Source organism: Aeromonas sp. MTB, from assembly GCF_056632455.1.
Genome location: NZ_CP147026.1, coordinates 4,418,721 through 4,440,941 on the forward strand (window position 1 = coordinate 4,418,721; position 22,221 = coordinate 4,440,941).

General features: G+C 61.1%; 27 protein-coding genes. 11 read left to right on the plus strand and 16 right to left on the minus strand.

All coding sequences use genetic code 11. The annotated features are described in order from the left end of the window. Window positions 1-50 precede the first annotated feature (50 nt). Window positions 51-674: a transcriptional repressor LexA gene (lexA, locus tag WBR25_RS20260; RefSeq protein ID WP_005339540.1), complete on the minus strand. Its 624-nt coding sequence runs from the start codon at window positions 672-674 to the stop codon at window positions 51-53. 204 nt (window positions 675-878) lie between these two features. Here lexA and plsB point away from each other — a divergent pair, with 204 nt between their 5' ends. After that, window positions 879-3,302, plus strand: a complete 2,424-nt coding sequence (plsB, locus tag WBR25_RS20265) for a glycerol-3-phosphate 1-O-acyltransferase PlsB (protein WP_019446525.1) — start codon at window positions 879-881, stop codon at window positions 3,300-3,302. A gap of 69 nt (window positions 3,303-3,371) precedes the next feature. Here plsB and ubiA read toward each other — a convergent pair whose 3' ends face one another. Beyond that, the gene (gene ubiA, locus WBR25_RS20270) at window positions 3,372-4,241 is read right to left on the minus strand and encodes a 4-hydroxybenzoate octaprenyltransferase (protein WP_005356031.1); all 870 of its coding nucleotides are present in this window, start codon (window positions 4,239-4,241) and stop codon (window positions 3,372-3,374) included. Then, entirely contained in the window at window positions 4,238-4,774 is a 537-nt protein-coding gene (locus tag WBR25_RS20275) for a chorismate--pyruvate lyase family protein (RefSeq protein ID WP_150390081.1), read from the minus strand. Before WBR25_RS20275 ends, ubiA begins: the two co-directional genes overlap by 4 nt. A 145-nt stretch (window positions 4,775-4,919) precedes the next feature. Here WBR25_RS20275 and WBR25_RS20280 point away from each other — a divergent pair, with 145 nt between their 5' ends. Together WBR25_RS20280 and WBR25_RS20285 are read left to right on the plus strand one after the other, a co-directional pair. Then, complete coding sequence (locus tag WBR25_RS20280; RefSeq protein ID WP_005339527.1) at window positions 4,920-5,354, plus strand: flagellar basal body-associated protein FliL; 435 nt, start codon at window positions 4,920-4,922, stop codon at window positions 5,352-5,354. A gap of 112 nt (window positions 5,355-5,466) precedes the next feature. Further along, on the plus strand, window positions 5,467-5,631 hold the full coding sequence (locus tag WBR25_RS20285; RefSeq protein ID WP_005339525.1) for a hypothetical protein: 165 nt from the start codon (window positions 5,467-5,469) through the stop codon (window positions 5,629-5,631). Window positions 5,632-5,651: 20 nt separating this feature from the next. Here the strand turns inward: WBR25_RS20285 and WBR25_RS20290 are convergent, their stop codons facing one another. The 4 genes from WBR25_RS20290 to WBR25_RS20305 all read right to left on the minus strand — a co-directional run bounded on the left by WBR25_RS20290 (window position 5,652) and on the right by WBR25_RS20305 (window position 8,357). After that, window positions 5,652-5,984, minus strand: coding sequence for a DUF2799 domain-containing protein (locus tag WBR25_RS20290; protein WP_042054791.1), 333 nt, complete (start codon window positions 5,982-5,984; stop codon window positions 5,652-5,654). A gap of 137 nt (window positions 5,985-6,121) precedes the next feature. Then, window positions 6,122-6,247, minus strand: a complete 126-nt coding sequence (locus WBR25_RS20295) for a hypothetical protein (RefSeq protein WP_005339521.1) — start codon at window positions 6,245-6,247, stop codon at window positions 6,122-6,124. A gap of 74 nt (window positions 6,248-6,321) precedes the next feature. After that, window positions 6,322-7,302 carry an acrylyl-CoA reductase (NADPH) gene (acuI, locus tag WBR25_RS20300; RefSeq protein ID WP_307895802.1) on the minus strand — a complete coding sequence of 327 codons (981 nt, stop codon included), beginning with the start codon at window positions 7,300-7,302 and terminating at the stop codon, window positions 6,322-6,324. Window positions 7,303-7,334: 32 nt separating this feature from the next. After that, a complete protein-coding gene (locus tag WBR25_RS20305; protein ID WP_043826411.1) occupies window positions 7,335-8,357 on the minus strand; it encodes a LacI family DNA-binding transcriptional regulator in 1,023 nt (340 codons plus the stop codon). A gap of 251 nt (window positions 8,358-8,608) precedes the next feature. On the opposite strand from WBR25_RS20305, the gene WBR25_RS20310 reads away from it, so the two are divergent. The 3 genes from WBR25_RS20310 to WBR25_RS20320 are packed head-to-tail and all read left to right on the plus strand — an operon-like array spanning window position 8,609 to window position 10,686. Continuing rightward, window positions 8,609-9,052, plus strand: coding sequence for a PTS sugar transporter subunit IIA (locus tag WBR25_RS20310; RefSeq protein ID WP_479749078.1), 444 nt, complete (start codon window positions 8,609-8,611; stop codon window positions 9,050-9,052). A 35-nt stretch (window positions 9,053-9,087) separates the two neighbouring features. Beyond that, window positions 9,088-9,375, plus strand: a complete 288-nt coding sequence (locus WBR25_RS20315; protein ID WP_064339011.1) for a PTS sugar transporter subunit IIB — start codon at window positions 9,088-9,090, stop codon at window positions 9,373-9,375. Between the two features lie 51 nt (window positions 9,376-9,426). Continuing rightward, window positions 9,427-10,686, plus strand: coding sequence for a PTS ascorbate transporter subunit IIC (locus tag WBR25_RS20320; RefSeq protein WP_005357405.1), 1,260 nt, complete (start codon window positions 9,427-9,429; stop codon window positions 10,684-10,686). 78 nt (window positions 10,687-10,764) lie between these two features. Here the strand turns inward: WBR25_RS20320 and waaA are convergent, their stop codons facing one another. Beyond that, complete coding sequence (gene waaA / locus WBR25_RS20325) at window positions 10,765-12,030, minus strand: lipid IV(A) 3-deoxy-D-manno-octulosonic acid transferase (RefSeq protein ID WP_479749080.1); 1,266 nt, start codon at window positions 12,028-12,030, stop codon at window positions 10,765-10,767. 1 nt (window position 12,031) lies between these two features. Continuing rightward, on the minus strand, window positions 12,032-13,066 hold the full coding sequence (gene waaF, locus WBR25_RS20330; protein ID WP_479749082.1) for a lipopolysaccharide heptosyltransferase II: 1,035 nt from the start codon (window positions 13,064-13,066) through the stop codon (window positions 12,032-12,034). Between the two features lie 276 nt (window positions 13,067-13,342). Between waaF and WBR25_RS20335 the strand changes: the two genes are divergently transcribed. Beyond that, window positions 13,343-14,119 (plus strand): glycosyltransferase family 2 protein, encoded by a 777-nt coding sequence (locus WBR25_RS20335; protein ID WP_421301639.1) that lies wholly within the window; start codon window positions 13,343-13,345, stop codon window positions 14,117-14,119. Between the two features lie 51 nt (window positions 14,120-14,170). Here WBR25_RS20335 and WBR25_RS20340 read toward each other — a convergent pair whose 3' ends face one another. Continuing rightward, window positions 14,171-15,208, minus strand: a complete 1,038-nt coding sequence (locus WBR25_RS20340; RefSeq protein ID WP_236368484.1) for a glycosyltransferase family 9 protein — start codon at window positions 15,206-15,208, stop codon at window positions 14,171-14,173. A gap of 134 nt (window positions 15,209-15,342) precedes the next feature. Between WBR25_RS20340 and coaD the strand changes: the two genes are divergently transcribed. Further along, window positions 15,343-15,825, plus strand: a complete 483-nt coding sequence (coaD, locus tag WBR25_RS20345) for a pantetheine-phosphate adenylyltransferase (RefSeq protein WP_040069411.1) — start codon at window positions 15,343-15,345, stop codon at window positions 15,823-15,825. Between the two features lie 106 nt (window positions 15,826-15,931). Here coaD and WBR25_RS20350 read toward each other — a convergent pair whose 3' ends face one another. From WBR25_RS20350 to radC, 6 genes are all read right to left on the minus strand, one after another. Next, window positions 15,932-16,867 carry a VirK/YbjX family protein gene (locus tag WBR25_RS20350; protein WP_144716161.1) on the minus strand — a complete coding sequence of 312 codons (936 nt, stop codon included), beginning with the start codon at window positions 16,865-16,867 and terminating at the stop codon, window positions 15,932-15,934. Between the two features lie 114 nt (window positions 16,868-16,981). After that, entirely contained in the window at window positions 16,982-17,794 is an 813-nt protein-coding gene (gene mutM / locus WBR25_RS20355; protein WP_479749085.1) for a bifunctional DNA-formamidopyrimidine glycosylase/DNA-(apurinic or apyrimidinic site) lyase, read from the minus strand. Window positions 17,795-17,818: 24 nt separating this feature from the next. After that, window positions 17,819-18,274: a hypothetical protein gene (locus WBR25_RS20360; RefSeq protein ID WP_069556316.1), complete on the minus strand. Its 456-nt coding sequence runs from the start codon at window positions 18,272-18,274 to the stop codon at window positions 17,819-17,821. Window positions 18,275-18,367: 93 nt separating this feature from the next. Then, window positions 18,368-18,535, minus strand: a complete 168-nt coding sequence (gene rpmG / locus WBR25_RS20365; RefSeq protein ID WP_005307500.1) for a 50S ribosomal protein L33 — start codon at window positions 18,533-18,535, stop codon at window positions 18,368-18,370. A gap of 11 nt (window positions 18,536-18,546) precedes the next feature. Beyond that, window positions 18,547-18,783, minus strand: coding sequence for a 50S ribosomal protein L28 (gene rpmB, locus WBR25_RS20370; protein WP_005307492.1), 237 nt, complete (start codon window positions 18,781-18,783; stop codon window positions 18,547-18,549). Window positions 18,784-18,919: 136 nt separating this feature from the next. Beyond that, window positions 18,920-19,594, minus strand: a complete 675-nt coding sequence (gene radC / locus WBR25_RS20375) for a RadC family protein (RefSeq protein ID WP_479749087.1) — start codon at window positions 19,592-19,594, stop codon at window positions 18,920-18,922. Between the two features lie 147 nt (window positions 19,595-19,741). Here radC and coaBC point away from each other — a divergent pair, with 147 nt between their 5' ends. The 3 genes from coaBC to slmA all read left to right on the plus strand — a co-directional run bounded on the left by coaBC (window position 19,742) and on the right by slmA (window position 22,149). Then, window positions 19,742-20,944: a bifunctional phosphopantothenoylcysteine decarboxylase/phosphopantothenate--cysteine ligase CoaBC gene (gene coaBC / locus WBR25_RS20380; RefSeq protein WP_479749089.1), complete on the plus strand. Its 1,203-nt coding sequence runs from the start codon at window positions 19,742-19,744 to the stop codon at window positions 20,942-20,944. Between the two features lie 80 nt (window positions 20,945-21,024). Next, a complete protein-coding gene (dut, locus tag WBR25_RS20385; RefSeq protein ID WP_005339498.1) occupies window positions 21,025-21,483 on the plus strand; it encodes a dUTP diphosphatase in 459 nt (152 codons plus the stop codon). Window positions 21,484-21,552: 69 nt separating this feature from the next. Beyond that, window positions 21,553-22,149: a nucleoid occlusion factor SlmA gene (gene slmA / locus WBR25_RS20390; RefSeq protein WP_005339495.1), complete on the plus strand. Its 597-nt coding sequence runs from the start codon at window positions 21,553-21,555 to the stop codon at window positions 22,147-22,149. The last annotated feature ends 72 nt before the right edge of the window (window positions 22,150-22,221 follow it).

A 22,221-nucleotide genomic window follows, 5' to 3' on the forward strand; every position in this document is an offset into this window, starting at 1 on the left:
GCACGGCCTCCCGAAGGAGGCCGTGTGGCAAACGCAGTTGGCGGGGATGATTACATCCAGTCAGCGTTGCGGATCACCCCGACAGCCAGTCCTTCGATGGTGAGCTGCTGGCAAGAGAGATCCACCTCGATGGGGGAGAGCTCTTCATTCTCTGGCAGCAGCCATACCTGACTGCCCTTGCGCTGGAAGCGCTTGACGGTGACATCCTCATCGAGACGGGCGACCACTACCTGACCGTTGCGCACCTCCTGGGTCTTGTGCACCGCCAGCAGATCGCCATCCAGAATGCCGATGTTCTTCATGCTCATCCCCTGCACCCGCAGCAGAAAATCTGCGCGCGGATGGAACAGGGCGGGATCAACCTGATAGTGGCTCTCGATATGCTCCTGAGCCAAGATAGGTTCACCGGCGGCAACCTTGCCGATGAGCGGCAAGCCGCTCTCTTCCAGCACCTCTTCCTCTTCGAGCAACAGGCGAATGCCGCGGGACGTGCCCGGCATGATCTCGATGACCCCTTTTTTGGCCAGGGCCTTCAGATGTTCTTCGGCCGCATTGGCCGACTTGAAACCAAGCTTCTGGGCGATCTCGGCACGAGTCGGCGGCATACCGGTCTCGCTCATATTCACCTTGATCAGCTCCAGCACTTCGGCCTGGCGGGGGGTAAGGGGTTTCATAGAATTGGCACCTGTCTTTTTATACAGCACACTGGCAGTATATACAGTGCAGTGGCCAAGGCAAGGCGCAGCTGACATTTGTCGCGACCAACCCCTCATTTACTGCTGTTTTGATCCTGCGCAGCTGACTCATCGTACCTCTCGGCGACAAGGGGCTGTCGATTTGCTATGCTCACGCCGCATTTTTTTGGAGAGCAGACGCACATGTCCCTAGGACAGAAGATTTCCAGAGCCATCTTGCAATGGCCGGTCAGCGGCTTGGTCAATCACAAGAGCCTGCCGGAAAATCCCATCACAGAACTCAATCTGGATCCGGCCAGACCCATCGTCTATGCCCTGAAAACCAGTTCGATCACCGACCTGATGACCCTGCAGCAGTGCTGCGAGGATCTCGGTCTGCCCGGCCCCTTCACGCCGCTGGAACTGAACGGCCAGCTGCTGCCGCGCTATGTCTGTCTGGATCGTCCGCCTCCCCTGTTTGGCAAACGCAGCAAACCGCTCCCCTTCCTGCAGGAGTTCCACCAGCTGCTGGATCTGCACAAGCAGGATCCCGAGCTGGATATCCAGGTAGTGCCCGTCACCCTGTTCTGGGGCCGCGCTCCGGGTCGGGAAGGGGAAGAAGCCTCCGGCCTCAACATCATCAGTAGCCTGGCGCCGAACCGGCTGAAGAAGGCACTCATCGTGATCCTCAAGGGTCGCGAAAATCTGGTGCGCTTCTCGCCGCCGCTCTCCCTGCGCTACATGGCCGACAAGCACGGCACTGACGAGGCCATCGCCCACAAGCTGGCACGAGTGGCCCGTACCCACTTCAGCCGCCAGCAGCTGGCTGCCACCGGCCCGAAACTGCCGAACCGCAACCTGCTGTTCAAGCAGTTGCTCGACTCCGCGGTGATCCAGCAGGCGATTGAAGAGGAGGCCCAGCGCGAGGGGATCAGCCTCGAGAAGGCGCAAAAGCGTGCCCATGGCTACATGGACGAGATCGCCTCCAACTTCTCCTACCGGCTGATCCGCCTGGGCGAGAGCTTCCTCGGCTGGCTGTGGAACAAACTCTACCGCGGTTTGTCGGTCAATGGCGCCGAGAAGGTGCGCCAGCTGGCGCAGGAAGGGCACGAGATCGTCTATGTCCCCTGCCACCGCAGCCACATGGACTACCTGCTGCTCTCCTACGTCATCTACCACCAGGGGATGGTGCCGCCCCATATCGCGGCAGGCATCAACCTCAACTTCTGGCCGGCGGGCCCCATCTTCCGCCACGGCGGCGCCTTCTTCATTCGCCGCACCTTCAAGGGCAACCCGCTCTACAGCACGGTATTCCGGGAATACCTCAACCTGCTGTTTGCCAAGGGTTACTCGGTAGAGTTCTTCACCGAGGGGGGGCGCTCCCGTACCGGCCGTCTGCTACCGCCCAAGACCGGCATGCTGGCGATGACCCTGCAGGCGATGATGCGCGGGCTGGACAGGCCGGTCACTCTGGTGCCGGTCTATCTGGGTTACGAGCACGTGATGGAGGTGAACACCTACCACAACGAGCTCAAGGGGAGTCGCAAGGAGAAAGAGAGCTTCCTGCAGGTGCTCGGCATTCTGCGCAAGCTGCGCAACTACGGCCGTGGCTTCGTCAACTTCGGCGAACCGCTGACCCTCAACAGCTACCTGAGCGAACATATCCCCGACTGGAAAAAGCACATCGGGGAAGAGGAGCGTCCGGAGTGGATGGCGGGCACCGTCAACAATCTGGCCGAACTGCTGATGACCCGCATCAACGGCGCTGCCGCGGTCAACGGCCTGACCCTGAGTGCGCTGGCGCTGCTGGCCGCCGAGCGCCACGCCCTGACCCGCGACGAGTTGCAGGCCCAGCTCAACACCTATCTGGATCTGCTCAAAGCGGTGCCCTACAGTCCGCAGAGCACCATTCCGGATGAGGATGCCAAGACCCTGCTGGATCAGGCGATGGAGCTCAACAAGTTCGAGGTGAGCGAGGACAAACTGGGGCAGATCATCAGTCTCGACCGCTATCAGGCGATCCTGCTGACCTACTACCGCAACAACATCCTCCACCTGTTCGCCATGCCCTCTCTGGTGGCGGCATTGATCGAACGGTGCGAAGGGATCTCCCGCAGCGAGATCATGGCCCGTTGCATCGACATCTATCCGCTGCTCAAGACCGAGCTGTTCCTGCGTTATGAAGAGGAGGAGCTGCCGGCGCTGGTCGACAGCCTGCTCGACGCGCTGCAGACCCAGCAACTGATCGAGACCCGCGATGACGGCTACTGGGTCAATCCGGCCAACCAGATGCGCCTGCTGCTGCTGGCGGAGAGCATTCAGGAGACCCTGCAACGCTACGCCATCGTGCTGACCCGGGTGCTGGCCCAACCCCATATCGAGGCGGAGCAGCTGGAGGCGGACGGCCTGATGATGGCAGAGCGCCTCGGCACCCTGCACGGCATCAACGCCCCCGAGTTCTTCGACCAGAAGCTGTTCAGCACCCTGATCCACACCTTGCGCAAAGAGGGCTACCTCTCTCCCGAGTGCAAGCCGGATCTCGGCCGCTTCCAGGCGCTGGCCGACAACATAGTGCCGCTGCTGAGCAACAAGATCCGCCGTACCATTCAGGCAGGCAATCAGCTCTGATCTGCAACGCAAACAAAGAAGGCCGCATGATGCGGCCTTCTTTTTTATCGGAGTCTGCGCGGGAACATGTCACGCCAGCAGGTAATCGAGCACCAGACCGGCAAACACCAGCGCCCCCACATAGTTGTTGTTGAGAAACGCCTGGAAGCAGGCTTCCCGCTGCCGCTCGCGAATGAGCCGCTGCTGATAGACAAACAGCACCGCCGCCCCCAGCAATCCCCAGTAATACCAGCCCCCCAGCGTCATCAGCTGCCCGACCGCCAGCAACAGCAGCAGAGTCGAGAGTTGCAGTACGCCAATGATCCGCTTGTCGTAACGACCAAACAGGATGGCGCTGGATTTGAGGCCAATCTTGAGGTCGTCATCCCGATCCACCATGGCGTACTGGGTGTCGTAAGCCACGGTCCAGAGCAGGTTGGCGAAGAAGAGCAGCCAGGCCACCAGCGGCAGGGCATCCGCCTGCGCCGCATAGGCCATCGGGATCGACCAGGAGAAGGCCATCCCGAGCACCAGCTGAGGGTTCGAGATAAAGCGCTTCATGAAGGGGTAACTCACCGCCAACAGCAGGGCGACAAACGACAGGCCGATGGTGAGCGGATTCATGGTCAGCACCAGACCAAACGAAATAAGCGCCAGCACGAAGAAGAGCGCCAGCACCTCCCACGGCTTGACTCTGCCCGTGGGCAAGGGGCGACCGGCGGTGCGTTTGACATGGCCGTCGAAGTTGCGATCCGCATAGTCGTTGATGACGCACCCTGCCGAGCGCATAAGAAAGACGCCGACCACAAACACGGTCAGCACCCAGAGATTGGGCAGGCCACCAGCGGCCAGCCAGAGCGCCCACAGGGTTGGCCACAGCAACAGCAGAGTGCCTATGGGCTTGTCGACGCGGGCCAACTGCATATAGGCAAGTCCCCGCTCCTTGGTTAACAGATTCACTCCAGCTCCTTGTCACAGACGAGAGAGGGCAGAAACAGCTCGTGCACCAGCAGTGGCCACTGCCCCAGAAACAGACGGGAACGACGCCCCCAGACAGTGGCGGCCGGGCAACGGGGATTGGCGGCAATATCGAAACGGGCCAGCTGCAGGTGATCACGGCGGGCAGGCTCATGGCCAAATACCCGCTCACCCAGCGGCTGCTCGCCAAGCTCGGCAATGCCGCTCCCTTGCAGTGCGTCATCGGCAAACAGGGTCCAGCCCAGCACGGCGGGCCCACGATCCCCATGCAGGATCACCTCGCGGCAGGTACCGGCCGGCGAGGCCGAATCCACCAGCCACTGCTCATCGGCAGTAAGGGCGACCGGGTGATTGCCCAGCCACTCCACCGAAAAGTGGCGATTGTGCTGACGCAGACGCCGGGTCATGGAGCCGGGCTCCAGCAGCCAGGGGCGCAAGCTGGTGGGCAATTCGCAACATTCGGGGGCCAGCCACCCGCTTAACGGCGTGAGGGGAACAGTCAACTCGGACTTCACAGCTTCACCATCCAGAGATTTCCGTGTTCAGGTTAAAATCCGGTTTATTATCCGTAAATCAATAGCGAAATGTAAGAACATCCGTGCTTGACGGCCCCGATGGCAACATCAAAAATGGGTTATCTCTTGCTGATGAGCCATCTATATGAAGATCTTCAAAATTCTGCTGGTGTTGTTACTGAGCTGTGGCGCCCTGCAGCAGCAAGCTCTGGCTGAAGATGAGCCGCCCGCCGAGGGCGCAGAGGGGGCTGCCAAGCCCGGTTTCTCCTACCACGCGCTCGATCCCGACATCATCACCAACTACCTGAGTGATAGCAAAACCCTCGGTTATATCCGGGTCACGGTAGAGCTGATGGCGGAAAACGAAGCCGACCTCAAACTGCTGGAGCAGCATGACCCGCTGATCCGCGATGCCATCATCCGTCTGATTGGCAGCAAAAATGCCGATCAAGTGAAGTCCCTGACCAACCGAGAAGAGCTGCGCAAGGAGTGCGAGACAACCGTCAACGAACTGCTGGTGAAAGAGACCGGCAAGAAAGCGGTGCGCGAGCTTATCTTCACCAAGTTCCTCTACCAGTAATCCCTCCCGAAACAATCGCTTATTGGCATATCGGCCAATAAGCGAGCTTTGCCGGTTTATTCGAAATGAAAATCGATTACAATACGGCCGTCAAGTCGTAGAGGTAGTCGTTATGGGCAGCAAAACCCTGTGTGAATGGCGCCGTCACGAGATCCCCACCGATCTCAAGGCGTTGCGCAAGATAGTCCGCAAACCCAAGTTTGTCTGCAGCAAGTGCGCCCGCAGTGCCAATGACAAGGGTTACCTCTGCCAACCGCTGCGCTTGAAAGAGGAGTAACGCCCCTCCCTGTCAGGGCGTTATTGGTCGGTCCACCCCTGACGTCCCTGTTCGAACAATCTGCGCGCCTGGGTATCATTCGGACAGACACCGCGATACTCCTCGCCTGAACGGCCAGCCAGATAGAGATGCTCGGGGCGGCAATACCATGCCAATCCCTTCTGATGTCCCTGCTTCCACAGTTCGGGATCCACCTTCTTGCCACACTGGCCCTGATGGAACTCGATCCGCTCGGTGGTGAAGCCCAGCTTGCCATCCGCCTCCCCAACCTCACTCCACACCTTCTCGCAAGGGTCATCGTTGGAGACACAGCCACCCAGCAGGGCAGCCAACAATATGATGGAGAGTCGCATAGTCATCCTTGAGCGTCATTTGGGCAGTTCATTCTACCCAGCGCCCCGCCCCTGACCAAGGACGAACGCTCAGCCGTGTGAGCGCGGCAAAAAAATCAGGCGGGCCCAAAGCCCGCCTGTTCGTTCAATGCCGTGGTTCACTGGTCATCGAAAGTGTCATCATCCTGCCAGCTTTCATCTTCCCACTGATCCAGCTCTTCTTCCCAGGAATCCGGCTCCCAATCATCATCAGAGGAGTCGTAATCCGGCTTGTGTCCACCCATCTTCACTCTCCTTGGATAGTTCACCCGCACTCCAATTTTATCCGGAATTGTCGGGCTCGCCAGTCAGAGAGAGTTCAAAGTTTGACCAGAGTGCGACCTGCGATCTGGCCTTGCGTGATGGCCTCGGCGGCCTCCACTACCTGCTCCAGCCCAATCTCGGTAACCGCCTGCTCAAAGAAGCTGGCAGGAAGATCCCGTGCCAGTCGCTGCCACGCCAGTTGACGACGTTCAAACGGGCACATCACCGAATCGACCCCCTGCAACCGCACATTGCGCAGGATGAAGGGCATCACACTGGTCGGCAGATCGAAACCGCCCGCCAGCCCGCAGGCCGCCACAGCGCCGCCATAATTCATCTGGGCCAGCAGCTTGGCCAGCACCTGACTGCCGACGGTATCGATGGCAGCGGCCCACAGCTGTTTTTCCAGCGGTTTGGCAGGCACCAGCAGCTCGCTGCGCGGCACGATGCGGCTGGCACCCAGTGCGGTCAGCATGGCGCCCTGCTCTTCGGGACGACCGGTCAGCGCCGCCACCTGATAGCCAAGGGCTGCCAGCAGGGCAACCGAGGTGGAGCCCACACCGCCTGCTGCACCAGTGACCAGCACCTCGCCGCTTGCGGGAGTAATACCCGCCTCTTCCAGTGCCAGCACGCAGAGCATGGCGGTGAGACCGGCGGTACCGATGCACATGGCCTGCCGCTCATCCAGCCCGGCGGGCAACGGCACCAGCCAGTCCCCCTTGACCCGCGCCTGTTCGGCCATGCCGCCCCAGTGCCCTTCGCCCACACCCCAACCGGTCAGCACCACCTTGTCGCCGGGCTGATAGCGGCTGTCGGCAGACTCGAGCACGGTACCGGCAAAGTCGATGCCGGGCACCAGCGGCCACTGGCGCACGATCTTGCCCTTGCCGGTGATGGCCAACCCATCCTTGTAGTTGATCGAGCTGTAAGCGACCGCCACCCGCACTTCACCTTCCGGCAACTGGCTCTCGGCCAGCCGGGTCAGAGTCGGTACGGTCTTGCCGTCTTGGTTTTCCAGTAACAGAGCCTTGAACATGGTTGCCTCTTTGATGACGTGTGAAACGGGGATCAGCTGCTTTGACGCTTTTGCAGTTGAAAATCGAGAGCCAGCGCAGTGCCCATCACGGGCTCCCCGGCCAGTTGGCGCAGGATCAGCTCGGCAGCCTCCTGCCCCATTTTCCGATAGGGGATCCTGACCGAAGTAAGGGTCGGATAACAGGCGCGCGCCACATCCAGATCGTCAAATCCGGCGATGGCGAGTTTGCCCGGCACATTCAAATGGCGGCGCTGGCACTCGAACAGCACCCCGGCCGCCAGTTCGTCGTTGACGCAGATCAGCGCGTCCAGCTCGGGCCAGCGCAGTAGAAACTCGCCCAGCATGGTGGCGCCAGTGCTGAAGCTGGGCCGCTCCGAGGTGTTGATGATGGCATCGGGGGAGAGGTAGTTGTCGAGCAGCGCCTTCTGCCAGCCCTGCATCCGCTGTTGTAGCATCCACTGCTCCTGACGGGCACAGAGAAAACCGATATTGCGGTAGCCCCGCTCGATAAGGTGGTGGGTGAGCTGATAACCGGCATCGAAGTTGGAGACTCCCACATTCATGTCGATGGGACTGCGGGCCATAGCACCCACTTCCACCACCGGCAGGCGGGAGGCTTTCAGGCGAGTACGGATCGTCTCGCCGGGATCGCCACCAAACAGCACCACCGCCGCCGGATTGTGCTGCAAAAAGCTGGTCAGCAGGCGCTCTTCCTGCTGTTTCAGATGCTGGGCATCCCCCAGCATGATCTGGTAACCCTCCTCGAGCAGGGTCTGTTGCAGGCCAGCGATCATCTCGCCACAGCCCGCTTCCGCCAGACTCGGGACGATCACTACGATGGTCTGGGAAGTCGCAGAGGCCAACGCCCCGGCGGCCCGATTGGGGATATAGCCGAGCTCTTCCACCGCAGCTTCGATGCGCTCGCGCATTCTGTCGGAGACCATCTCCGGCGTGCGCAGGGCACGGGAAACCGTCATGGCCCCCACACCAGCCAGCTGGGCCACATCGTTGAGGGTCACCCGACCCGTACTACGGCGCTTCTTTGCTTCTGACATCCATCCCATCCTCGACTTGCGGCTGCTCACTTTAAGGCAAAAGAGCGCCACTGACCATTTGCTCAAGGCCGATTCTACTCTCTTTCCCCCACAATGAGGGCAGGATGACTCCCGTTAATGGGTGAAGTGATAGCGCTATCACAGTTTGATGTTAGCGCTATCTGATAGCGCTAACTTTCGCGATCACCCTCACAGTTTCACCACCGCAAGATCGATAGATTGGCGCCATCTTAACTAGCCGGATCACCACCATGCTGACTCAACTGCTGACCGAGGATGTCATCCGCATCGAACCCGCCGCCCGCGACTGGCGCCACGCCATCGAGCTGGCCACGGCGCCCTTGCTGGCCAATGGCACCATCGAACCCTCCTACGTGGCGGCGCTGTTTCGCTCTCATGAAGAGCTCGGCCCCTACTACGTACTGGGCCCCGGTCTGGCGATGCCCCATGCCCGCCCCGAAGACGGCGTCAACCGGCTGGGTCTGGGGCTGACCGTCATCAAGCAGGGGGTCAATTTCGACTCCGAGGGCAACGACCCGATCCAGCTGCTGATCACCCTGGCCGCCAGCGACAGCAACTCCCACGTGGAGACCATAGCCCAGCTGGCCGAGATGTTTATGAATGAAGAGGACGTGGCGGCCATCATCGCGGCCGACACCAAAGGCGACATCCTGCGCATTCTGGCGCGCTACTGATCTGCGCCACTGCGCACCTGACAGAGGAAGAGACAATGAAAATTCTGGTTGTATGCGGTCACGGTCTGGGCACCAGCCTGATGATGGAGATGAGCATCAAGAGCATCCTGAAAGAGCTGGCAGTCACCGCCGAGGTGGATCACCGCGATCTGGCCTCCGCCGGCAGCGAAACCGCCGAGATCTTTGTCGCCACCCGCGACATCGCCGAGCAGTTACAGAGCATGGGCGTCAACGGCCGTCTGGTGGCCCTCGATAACATGGTCGACAAGGCCGCGATGAAAGAGAAACTCGCCATCGCCCTGCGCGAACTGGGCGCCCTCTAAGGACCCTCCATGCGGCCTGCGGGCCGCATCTTCCATTGCCAGGAGCTGACCATGGAATTTTTCAACTTTCTGATGTTTGACGTGCTGTCCGAGCCCGCCGTGCTGGTCGGCCTGATCGCGCTTATCGGCCTTATTGCCCAGAAGAAACCGGTGACCGAGTGCATCAAGGGCACGGTCAAGACCATCATGGGTTTCGTCATTCTGGGAGCCGGTGCCACCCTGGTGATCAACTCGCTGGGTGACTTTGCCGTCATCTTCCAGCACGCCTTCGGCATCAAGGGGGTCGTCCCCAACAACGAAGCCATCGTCTCCATCGCCCAGACCTCGTTTGGCAAGGAGATGGCGATGATCATGTTCTTCGCCATGCTGGTGAACATCCTGATCGCCCGTCTGACCCCGTGGAAATTCATCTTCCTGACCGGTCACCACACCCTGTTCATGTCGATGATGGTGGCGGTGATCCTCTCTGCCGGCGGTATGAGCGGCGTGCCGCTGATCGCGGTGGGCAGTCTGGTGGTCGGTGTCGCCATGGTCTTCTTCCCGGCCATCGCCCACCCCTTCATGAAGCAGATCACCGGCTCCGATGACGTGGCGCTGGGCCACTTCTCCACCTGCTCCTACGTGCTCTCCGCCCTGATCGGCGCCAAGTTCGGCAACAAGGCCCACAGCTGCGAAGATGTGCAGGTGCCCAAGAGCCTGCTGTTCCTGCGCGATACCCCGGTGGCCATCTCCTTCACCATGGGCATCATCTTCCTGGTGACCTCCGCCTTCGCCGGCCCCGAGTTTGTCTCCAGCGTCGCCAAGGGCAAGCACTGGTTCATGTTCTCCCTGATGCAGTCCATCACCTTCGCCGCCGGTGTCTACGTCATCCTGCAGGGTGTGCGGATGGTCATCGCCGAGATCGTTCCGGCCTTCAAGGGGATCTCCGACAAGCTGGTGCCGAACGCCAAGCCGGCACTCGACTGCCCCATCGTCTTCCCCTACGCCCCCAACGCCGTGCTGATCGGCTTCCTGTCTAGCTTTGCCGCCGGTCTGGTGGGGATGGCGCTGCTCTACGCCATGGGCCTGACCGTCATCATCCCGGGCGTGGTACCGCACTTCTTCGTCGGCGCCGCTGCCGGGGTGTTCGGCAACGCCACCGGTGGTCGTCGCGGCGCCATTCTGGGCTCCTTCGCCAACGGCCTGCTGCTGCTCACCATTCTGCCGGTCTTCCTGCTGCCAGTGCTGGGCGACCTCGGTTTCGCCAACACCACCTTCAGCGACTCCGACTTCGGTGTGGTCGGCATCCTGCTGGGGCTGATCGTTCGCTAATTCCGGTCACCGCCAAAAACAAAACGGAGCGCATCGCGCTCCGTTTTTTTATGGCTGAGATGTATGAAAGGCTGAAACTCAGTCGTTCTCCAGCGCGGTGAGACAATGAGAGAGGGTGCGCGCCAGGGCTCCCTGATTGCGCAGCACCACGGCGCGGGCCTGCTCGCCCATCTCGCGGCGGACGTTGCCGTCGGCAAACAACTGGCTCACCCGCTCGCCCAGCTCGGCGGCATCGGCCACGATGGCGGCGCCCCCCTGAGCCACCAGCTGACGAGTGATATCGCTGAAGTTGAAGTAGGCGGGCCCCGTCAGGCAGGGCTTGCCGAGGGCTGCCGGCTCCAGCAGGTTGTGACCGCCAATCTTCACCAGACTGCCACCGACAAAGGCCACATCGGCCGCCGCCAACATCAGTGGCAGCTCGCCCATGGTATCGCCGAGATAGACCTTATCCTCCGCACGCACCACAACACCATCAGTGCGCCGCACGCAGCCGTAAGGGGCACACAGCTCGGCCACCCGGTCGAACCGCTCGGGGTGGCGTGGCACCAGAATGAGCAGCGCGTCGGGATGGCGTTTGAGCAGCAGATCGAAGGCGGCCAGCACCTGCTCGTCCTCACCCAGATGGGTGCTGGCGGCGATCCAGACCGGCCGCTCGGCGCCCAGCTGCTGGCGCAGGGCGCGCCCTTTGGCCCGTACCTCGTCACCAAACTGGATGTCGAACTTGATGGAGCCGGTCACCGCCAACCGCGAACGATCGATGCCGAGGCGGGCGAAGCGGTCGGCATCATCCTGATGTTGACAGAGCAGATGGGTCAGCGGCCGGCTCAGGGCGTCGAAGGCGCCGTGGAAGCGGGCATAACGCTGGCAGGAACGCTCGGAGAGGCGGGCGTTGATGATGGTCACCGGCAGGTGACGCGCTTCGCAAGCGGCCAGCCAGTTTGGCCACAGCTCGGTCTCCATCACCCAGAGTGCGCGCGGCTTGAAGGTGTCGAGAAAGGCAGCAATGGCCCAGGGGTAGTCGAGCGGCGCGTAGCGATGGATCACCAGACCCCCCAGCCTGGCAGCCTGATCGGCGCCGGTGCGGGTGGTGGTGGTGAGCAGGATCGGCAGATCGGGCCGCTCCGCCTTGAGGGCACGAATGAGCGGCGTGATGGCCAGCGTCTCCCCCACGCTCACCGCATGGATCCAGAGCGGCGCCTCCTGTCCGGTGGCGGGCAGCCGCCCGAGATGCTCGGCCCAGCGCTTGCCAAAGCCGGGCTTGCCTTTCTTAGGCTTATAGAGGGCCAGCAGCGCCAGCGGCAATCCCAAGTGGATCAGCAGGTTGTAGAGCAGACGATAGGGCATCTTACTGACTCTGCTCCAGCTTCTTGCAGGCATCGACCACCTGCTCCGGCGCCAGATCGATCAGGCACTTGAGATGGCCGAACTTGCAAGTGCGCTTGAAGCAGGGGCGACACTCGATGTCGGTGTGGACGATCTCGACCCGATCCGCCAGCGGCGGGGTGTAGAGCGGCGAAGTGGAGCCATAGACACCCACCAGCGGCCGGTTGAGGGCGGCGGCGATGTGCATCAGGCCGGAGTCGTTGGAGATGACCCGGCCGGCCAGCGCCATCAGATCGATCGCCTCGTGCAGGCTGGTCTTGCCCGCCAGCACGTGGCAGTTGGGGCGAGTCAGCAGGTTGACCCGATCCCGGATGGTGTTGGCCACTGGTACATCCTTGTTGGAACCGAAGATCCACACCTGCCACCCCTCGTCCAGATGCTGTTGGGCCACCACGGCGTAGTGCCCTTCCGGCCAGCGCTTGGCCGGGCCGAACTCGGCACCGGGACAGAGCACCAGCACCGGGCGGGCGCGATCCAGCCCCAGCCGCTCCAGCGCCTTGCTCTGGTTTATCAGATCGACGTGGAGCGCCGGATGCGGAATGGTCGGAATATCGGCCCGGCTCTTCATCTGCGCCTTGGGATAGGCGAGCGCCAGATAGCCCTCCACCATCAGCGGGAAGGCGGACTTGTTGCTGCGCATATCGTTGAGCAGGCCATAGCGGCTCTCACCCTTCCAGCCGGTACGCACCGGAATGCGGGCAAACCAGGGGATCAGCGCCGACTTCATGGAGTTGGGCTGGACGATGGCCTGATCGTATTTTTCGGCGGCCAGCTGCTTGCCGAGGCGGCGGCGTGCCACCAGCTTGAAGTCACCGTGGCCAAGGGGCATGGTGATCGCCTTGTCCACCTCCGGCATCCGCTCCAGCAGGGCACAGCACCAGGCGGGGGCCATCACGTGCAATTCGCACTGTGGATGGTTGGCCTTGATCGCCTTGTAGAGGCTCTGGGACATCACCATATCGCCGACCCAGGAGGGGCCGATCACCAATATTTTCATCACGCGTCTTCTCTCGGGACTGGCCCGGCGGTTAATCATCACTGGGCGAGATTATGCCCCAAGAATGACTGGATAAATAACAGAAGATCCTTGGCAGACGCTGCCGTCACCCCATTTTTCCAGCGGTGCCCCTCTTCCAACCGGACGAGACGAGACAGGCAAACAGCTGATAGAAACGGGCAATGGCGGCTCTCTCTTTGACCCGTTTTTCCGTTAGAATGGCCCATCAATACGCATTCGACCCGCCAGCCGGGCAATAACCGTGAGCCCACATTCGTGAAAAAACCGACTCTGGCTGCCGTTCTGATCGTCAAGAATGAAGCCGACAACCTGCGCAAGTGCCTCGCCTCCCTCGACGGACTGGTGGACGAGATCGTCATTCTGGACTCGGGCAGTCAGGACGAGACCCCGGCCATTGCCGCCGAATTTGGGGCCCGTTTCTTCGTCAACGCCAAGTGGCCCGGCTTTGGCAAACAGCGCCGGCTGGCCCAGTCCCACGTGCAATCCGACTGGGTGCTGTGGCTGGATGCCGACGAGCGGCTCACCCCCGAGCTGAAAACCGCCATAGCCAACGTGATGACCAATCCGGCCAGCGAAACCATCTACTCGATCCCGCGCCTCTCCTGGGTGTTTGGCCGCTTTATCCGCCACAGTGGCTGGTATCCGGATCGGGTGCTGCGCCTCTATCCCAAGGCACTCACCAGCTACAACGAGGCGCTGGTGCACGAAAAGGTGGAAGTACGGGCCAACATGAAGATCGTCAATATTCATGGCGACCTGCTTCACTTCACCTATCGGGATCTGGAGCACTATCTGGTGAAATCCGCCGGTTATGCCCGCGCCTGGGCCGATCAGCGCACCGCTCGCGGCAAGAAGGGCTCCCTCAGTCAGGGGCTGATCCACGCGGTCGGCTGCTTCCTCAAGATGTACCTGCTAAAAGCCGGTTTCCTCGATGGCAAGCAGGGGTTGCTGCTGGCGATCCTCTCCGCCCACTCCACCTTCGTCAAATACGCCGACCTCTGGGTGCGCCAGCAACCGCAGCAGCCGGAATAACCGTCATACGAAACAGGGCCCCGCGGGGCCCTGTTTGCATTGTTGCATACGTTATTTGCGCCAGAAAGGCGCCGCCCAGCGGGCCATCACCGGCACCATGGTCTTGGGATCGAGTTGACTCATATCCTCAGGATGGTCGCTATCCTCCGGCGGGCTGAAGGCGAGGTGACGCCCTTCGCTGTTGAGGGGCTTCCAGCGCAGCGGAGTCGCGGAGCGGCGCATCGGGAAGAAACCGATAGTCGGCACATCGAGCGCACCGGCGATATGGAGCGGGCCGGTACTGCCAGCGATAAACAGGGCTGCGTTGGCCAGCACCTGACAGAACATCGGCAGACCATCGCTGGAGCGGTAGATCCAGCCATTGCCACCGTGGGCCAGCAACTCGGCCGCCAGCTGTTCGGCCATCTTCTCCTCGCCCGGGCCTGCGGTCAGCACACACTGCAGCTCGGGGCAGGCCTGATTGAGCTTGATGATGATACGGGCATACTGCTCGATGGAGAGGTTGTTGGCCGAACCGCCGCTACCGGCATGCACCATCAGCCAGGGGCGGCTGGCATCGAGCTTGAGCTTGAGTGCCAGCTGTTCGCGCACCTGCCGCAGAGTCTCGTCATCGAACCGCAGGAAGGGGGTCTGGGGCTCCACCACGGCCATCTGCTGATCGGCCAGGAAGCGGCGGATCAACTCCAGATTGTACTCGGATTCCGGCTTCTGGGAGCGGGAGCGACGCTGCACCAGTCGCTGGTTGTAGAGCACTTGCGCCAGCTTGGTCGCCGGGGCCAGCCGGTAAGGGATGTGCGCCTTCCACACCAGCATGGCGTTGCGGGAGTTGGAGAAGAGGCAGATGGACGCGTCGAACGCCGCCGCCTTGATCCGCGCCAGCAGCGCTCGCTGTTGCTCCTTGTCGGCCCGCACGCCCGGATCGATGATCACCTCGTCAATCCAGGGGCAGAGCCGGGCCAGCGGTGCCGTGTAGGCCGGAACCAGGGCAGTCACATGACACTCCATGGATCCTTTGAGCATGGCGAAGCTAGGCCACGCCAGCATGAAGTCACCAATCTTGTCATTGCGAACGACCAGAATACGTTTCATAAAAAATCCCTTTGCTCCCTGTCACCAATGCAAGGAGGCTTGATGCGCGATGGCGTATTCTTGCCTGATGCACTGCTATTCTCAAGCGACGACCTTATAATGCGACCAAATTTCCAGGTTGCAGGACCGCAAAGATGACTACCAGGGTAATTTATCCCGGGACGTTTGATCCCGTTACCAATGGCCACGCCGATCTCATCGGCCGGGCCGCCAAGCTGTTTGACGAGGTGGTGGTCGGGGTCGCCAACAGCCCGAGCAAGCGCCCGCTGTTCGATCTGGCAGAACGTGTCCAGCTTGTCCAGCAAGTGACCAGCACGCTTCCCAACGTCAAGGTGGTGGGCTTCTCCGGCCTGCTGGTCGATTTTGCCAAAGAGCATCAGGCCAACGTGCTGATCCGCGGCCTGCGCGCCGTCTCCGACTTCGAGTACGAGTTCCAGCTGGCCAATATGAACCGCCGCCTGATGCCGGAGCTGGAAAGCGTCTTCCTCACCCCGGCAGAGGAGAACTCCTTTATCTCCTCCACTCTGGTGAAAGAGGTGGCGCTGCACGGTGGCGACATCCGCCAGTTTGTCGATCCCGTGGTGGCCCAAGCCATCGCCGCCAAACAGAAAGGGTGATCCCCTTCTACACTCGCCATTCCTGACGGCAACAACGAACAAGGGCTACCCACGGGTAGCCCTTGTTGTATCTGTCTCGTTATAGAGAGGTCAGCCTGCTTGCCGGTTACTGACGGGCAAACCGCTCATTCATCTCCTGCACCAGCAGATCGAGCCACTCGTAGCGGCGCCGATACATAGCCCGCTTCTTGGAGGCGATCTCCTCCAGCGGCTTGCGCGGCTGGGCTTGCAGGGCGACGAAGTTGGCATCCACACCCCGGGCGTCGAACTCCTGCCACAGCTCGTCATAATCGGCCTGCAAATTGGCTTTCTGCTTGCTGCTGTAGCGCTTGGCCTGAAACACATGGGCCCGCTTGCGCACCGCCAGCACCTCCGCCGCCCCCATGGCCTGTGCCAGTTGCAGCACCAGCTGCACCAGCAGGGATTTGGGCCGCAGGCCGTGCCCCTCTTTGGTCAGCTCGCGCACCCGCTCCTGGGCATTGTCGACTGCAGGCTCTGGCCCCTGCATGGAGCCGATCATCAAAATCAAACGATCCGCACTGCCCGCCAGCGAAAAGGCGCAGCTGTAGAGGCGCTGCCCCTCGCCGTTGACGATGGAGAGCGCCAGCTCGGCCTCGCGGCGGAAGGTGCCATCGTGGCGCAGCAGAATGCGGCAGCCGCTCTGGGGATAGTGCCCCAGCGCGATCCCCTCGCCCAGATAGAGGGGGTCGATCAGCTGCGGGTAGCACTCCAGCAGCAACCGATAGTGATTTTCCAGCATCTCGGCCCGCTCACGGGCGCTGGCACAGGCGAAGCGATAGGGTCGCATCGGCTTGTCGAGCAGCTCGGGATAGACAGCTGGCAGTGCCTTGAGCGAGTCGCACTGAAACAGACTGAAGACCCGACTCAGCGACTTGCGATAGAGCAGGCTGCGCAGCACAAACTTGCCGCGATTGAAGGTTTTTCGGTCACATCCCTCGGGGTAGAGGAAGCGGGCCATGGATTTTGCGCAATAGCGCTCCTGCCGGGATAAATATTCCCAGTCTATTGATTTAACTGTCATTTTTATATTCTCAAACCGCCTGAACGGTCGGGATACTAGTGACAGCTGTGCAAATCTTCAACAGAGTGGAAATACGCTGTTACAACTTCCCCCGGATCGGGGCAAAAAGTGCGCTCAGCGCTGGCAATGACTGCAAAAAACCGTGGTGCGCTGGCCCATTCTTGTCTCGGTCAGCAGGGTGTGACAGTGGAAACAGGGCTGACCGCCACGGCCGTAGACCTGCAACTGCTGCACGAAATAGCCCGGCTTGCCATCGGCACTGGTGAAATCCTTGAGAGTGGTGCCGCCCTGGCGAATTGCCTCGGCCAACACGCGCTTGATCTCGGCCACCAGGGTTCCCAGCCGCTCGGCACTGATATTGCCCGCCGCCCGTTTGGGGTGAATACCGGCAGCATAGAGCGCCTCGTTCGCGTAGATGTTGCCCACCCCGACCACCACCTGATTGTCCATCAGGAACTGTTTGATGGCGGTGCTGCGTCCCTTGGCGCGCTCACGCAGGTAATCAGCACTGAAGGCATCGGTGAGCGGCTCGGGCCCCAGCTTGGCGAGCAGCGCGTGGGCTTCGGCCGGTTCCCGGGTCCACAACAGGGCGCCGAAGCGGCGCGGATCGTTGAGCCGCAGCAGCTTGCCATTCTCCAGCTCGATATCCACGTGGTCGTGCTTCTCGGCCGGGGTGCCGATATCCAGCACCCGCAGGCTGCCGGACATCCCCAGATGAAGGATGGCGGTGCCGAAATCGGTCTCCAGCAGCAGGTATTTGGCACGGCGACGCACCCGATGGATGGTGAGATCCACCAGCTCCTGAATCTCACCGGGGATCGGCCAGCGCAGGCGGCCATCCCGCACCACCACGCGCGTCACCTTGATACCGGTGAGCCAGGGGGAGACCCCCTGACGACTGACTTCAACTTCTGGCAATTCGGGCATTGGCACCTCGCAAGGAAAAGGAACTCAGGGGGCAGGACGCAGCAGATCGCGATACTGTTCGGCAGTGAGGGCGAGCCAGAGACCGGAGGGCAGCTGGGCGCCATATTGGCCGCTGTTCTGATAGAGGCCGATCTCGACCGGATCGCTCTGGCCGGCAATCCACACCTTGATGGTCACCGGGGTACCGCGCACCACCTCGCCGGGGAGCAGCAACCAGCTCTGCCAGCGCGCCAGACGGGCATCCAGCTGAGCCGTGTCGAGCCCCAGATCCGGCATGCTGCGCCAGCCCTGACCGATCCGCTCAATCTGCCAGCTCGGCCCCTGCCAAGTGAGCACCACAGACGCATCCGGCAACAAGGGGCGAGCCCGCTTGGCGCTGTTCTCCTGCTGGGCAGTCTCCATACGATGCAACAGGGTGATCACGATCAGTACCACCACTATGATCACGTTGTTCCAGCCTTTGCGGCTCAGTTTGAACATGACAAGCCTCCCTTTGAACCGGCAGTGTACTGAATTCGGCGCATAAAAAAACCCGGCACAAGGCCGGGTTTTTGGGAATGCAGCATCAAGTAATTACTTGATTTTGCCTTCCTTGTAGATCACATGCTGACGAACAACGGGATCAAACTTTTTGATCTCCATTTTTTCGGGCATGGTGCGCTTGTTTTTGGTAGTGGTATAGAAGTGACCAGTACCGGCGCTGGAGTTCAGGCGAATTTTCTCGCGAATACCTTTAGCCATGATCTAATTCCTTATACCTTAACACCGCTGGCGCGCAGTTCAGCCAGAACCACTTCAACGCCACGCTTGTCGATGATACGCATGCCTTTTGCGGATACGCGCAGGCTTACGAAGCGTTTTTCACTCTCAACCCAGAAACGGTGAGTGTGCAGGTTCGGCAGGAAACGACGCTTGGTAGCGTTGTTAGCGTGCGAACGGTTGTTACCAACTGCCGGGCGCTTGCCGGTTACTTGGCATACTCTAGACATGTCAGTCTCTCCAAATCTTACTTCATTGCTCGAGCAAATATCTGCCCCGCTGGCCTTCGATTGCGGGGCAAACAGAAGGCGGCATTTTATACAGCATCCGTGATCAAAGATCAACTAATACGGTGCCAGAGCACAGTTATAGCCAACCGCGCTCGGCAAAAGAAACCGTGATGCCATCACCGATCACCAAGTGATCCAGCACTCTGATATCGATCAGGGCCAAAGCGGCCGTGATCCGATCCGTGATCTGGCGGTCGGCCCTACTGGGCTCGGCGACGCCGGACGGGTGATTATGCGCCAGAATCACCGCGGCTGCATTATGTTTGAGCGCGATCTGCACGATTTCTCTTGGCCAGACGCTCGCCGAATCGATTGTGCCGTAAAAAAGCTCAACAAATTGAATGACTCTGTGCTGATTGTCGAGCAGCAGCAGGGCAAACACCTCGCGCGGCCGATCCCGCAGCTGGGCTTGCAGATAGTCGCGGGTCAGCTGGGGCGAGGTGAGCGCATCACCCCGTTGCAACTGCTGCGCCAGATGGCGTTTGGCCATCTCCAGCACCGCCTGCAACTGGGCATATTTGGCCGGGCCAAGGCCGTGGGCCTCGCAGAAAGCGCGCTGATCCGCGCCCAGCAAGCTGCGCAAAGAGCCGAATTGATTCAATAGATTACGTGAAAGATCCACTGCACTCAGGCCATTGACGCCAGTGCGCAGAAAGATGGCGAGCAGCTCGGCATCGGAGAGCGCCGCGGGCCCCTGACGCAGCAACTTCTCTCTGGGGCGTTCATCTTCCGGCCACTCTTTGATGCTCATTTGTCTCTCCCTCATCCCTGTTGAGAAAAAACATAGCAAAAAATTGCGCGCGCCCGACCACACCCCTTGATGCCAACCCCTGTCGTCATCCATTGCCTGTGGTATCTTAGCCGACCAGTCAGAATGAGCCGGATAGAGAAACAGCAGATGAGATTGGCCGATAAACGCATCCTGTTGGGTGTCAGTGGCGGGATCGCCGCCTACAAGAGTGCCGAGCTGGTACGCCGCCTGAAAGATCAGGGCGCCGAAGTGCGGGTGGTGATGACCCGCTCCGCCAAGGAGTTCATCACCCCGCTGACCCTGCAGGCGGTCTCCGGCCATCCGGTGGCGGACAGCCTGCTGGATCCGGCTGCCGAAGCGGGCATGGGTCATATCGAGCTGGCCAAGTGGGCCGATCTGGTATTGATCGCCCCCGCCAGCGCCAACCTGATGGCGCGCATGGCTGCCGGCATGGCCGACGAACTGCTCACCACCCTCTGTCTGGCCACCCCGGCACCGGTCGCCCTGGCGCCCGCCATGAACCAGCAGATGTACCTCAACGCAGCCACCCAGGCCAACCTCAAGACCCTGGCCAGCCGCGGCGTCCTGCTGTGGGGGCCAGACTCCGGCAGCCAGGCCTGTGGCGATGTGGGCCCGGGCCGGATGCTGGATCCCCTCGAACTGGTGGAGCGCTGCTGCCAGCTGCTGGCCGCCGAGCCCTTGCTGGCGGGCGTCAAGCTGCTGCTGACCGCCGGCCCGACCCGCGAGGCGCTCGATCCGGTGCGCTACATCAGCAACCACAGCTCCGGCAAGATGGGCTACGCCATCGCCCGCGCCGCTCGTGAAGCGGGCGCCGAGGTGACGCTGGTGAGCGGCCCGGTAGCGCTGGCCACTCCGGCAGGCGTCACCCGCGTCAATGTCGAGAGCGCCGAGCAGATGCATCAGGCGGTGATGAGCCGGGTGGGAGAATGCGATCTCTTCATCGGTTGCGCCGCGGTGGCCGACTACCGCCCCGAGCAGGTCGCCAGCCAGAAGATCAAGAAGAGCGGTGACAACGATCAGATGGTGGTGAAGCTGGTGAAAAATCCCGACATCATCGCGGCCGTCGGCGCCCTTTCAGACAAACCCTTCACCGTCGGATTTGCCGCCGAAACCGTGGATGTGGAACAATACGCCCTCGACAAGTTGCAGCGTAAGCGGCTGGACATGATCGCCGCCAACGATGTGTCCCGCGAGGGGCAAGGCTTCAACGCCGATGACAACGCCCTGACCGTGTTCTGGCAAGGGGGCCAGGCCCCGCTGCCGCTGGCCGACAAGCTGACGCTGGCCCGTCACCTGATCGCCCTGATTGCACGCCACTACCGGCACTGAGCGTCCCGAAAGAACAAGACTCACGGCGCCCCGCCTGCCAAGAGGGACGCCAATACAAGATCCAACTGAAAAAGCGATTCATGACTACACAAATTGAACTGAAGATTCTGGATGCCCGTATCGGTACCGAGTACCCGCTGCCCGCCTACGCCACACCGGGCTCTGCCGGTATGGATCTGCGCGCACTGCTGGATGCGCCGCTGACTCTGGCTCCGGGTGATACCACCCTGGTGCCGACCGGTCTGGCCATTCACATCCAGGATCCGGGTCTGTGTGCCACCATCCTGCCCCGCTCCGGCCTCGGCCATAAGCACGGCATCGTGCTGGGCAACCTGGTCGGTCTGATCGATTCCGATTACCAGGGTCAGCTGATGGTATCGGTCTGGAACCGCGGCAAAGATGAGTTCACCATGCAACCCGGCGAGCGCATCGCCCAGCTGGTGATCATGCCGGTGGTTCAGGCCAGCTTCCAACTGGTCGATGAGTTCAATCAGAGCGAACGGGGTGAAGGCGGTTTTGGTTCTTCTGGTCGCCAATAACAGACCACACCAGCCCGATGGGCGGTGCCTAATAATAGAATCAAGCCATTGTTTTTTTTAGGGGAATCCATGGCAAGCAGTAATCAGAAACAGAGTCGGCGCGATCAGATCCTGCAAGCGCTCGCCCATATGCTGGAAACCAGTCCGGGTCAGCGCATCACCACGGCCCGTCTGGCGGCCGAGGTCGGCGTCTCTGAAGCAGCCCTCTATCGACATTTTCCCAGCAAGGCGCGGATGTTCGAGGGGCTGATCGACTTTATCGAGGATTCCCTGCTGTCACGGGTCAATCTGATCATGGCGGAAGAGAAGGACACCATGGCGCGCTGTCACCATATCCTGCAGCTGCTGCTGGTGTTCGCCGAGCGCAATCCCGGCATCACCCGTATCCTCAACGGCGACGCCCTGCTGGGTGAGCACGATCGGCTGCGGGATCGCATCAGCATCCTGTTTGACAAGCTGGAGACCCAGATCAAGCAGGTGCTGCGCGAGAAGCGGCTGCGCGAGGGGCAAGGCTTCCAGCTCGACGAGACCATGCTGGCCAATCTGCTGCTGGCCTACACCGAAGGCCGCATCAGCCAGTTCGTGCGCTCCGAGTTCAAGCTCAAGCCGACCGCCGGTTTCGAAGATCAGTGGCAATTTATCCGCAGCCAGCTGCTGCAGAGCTGATGTTCTTTTCGCGTCATTCAGCAAAAAGAAGGGAGGCTTTGGCCTCCCTTCTTTTTTGTGTCAGGTTTTTAT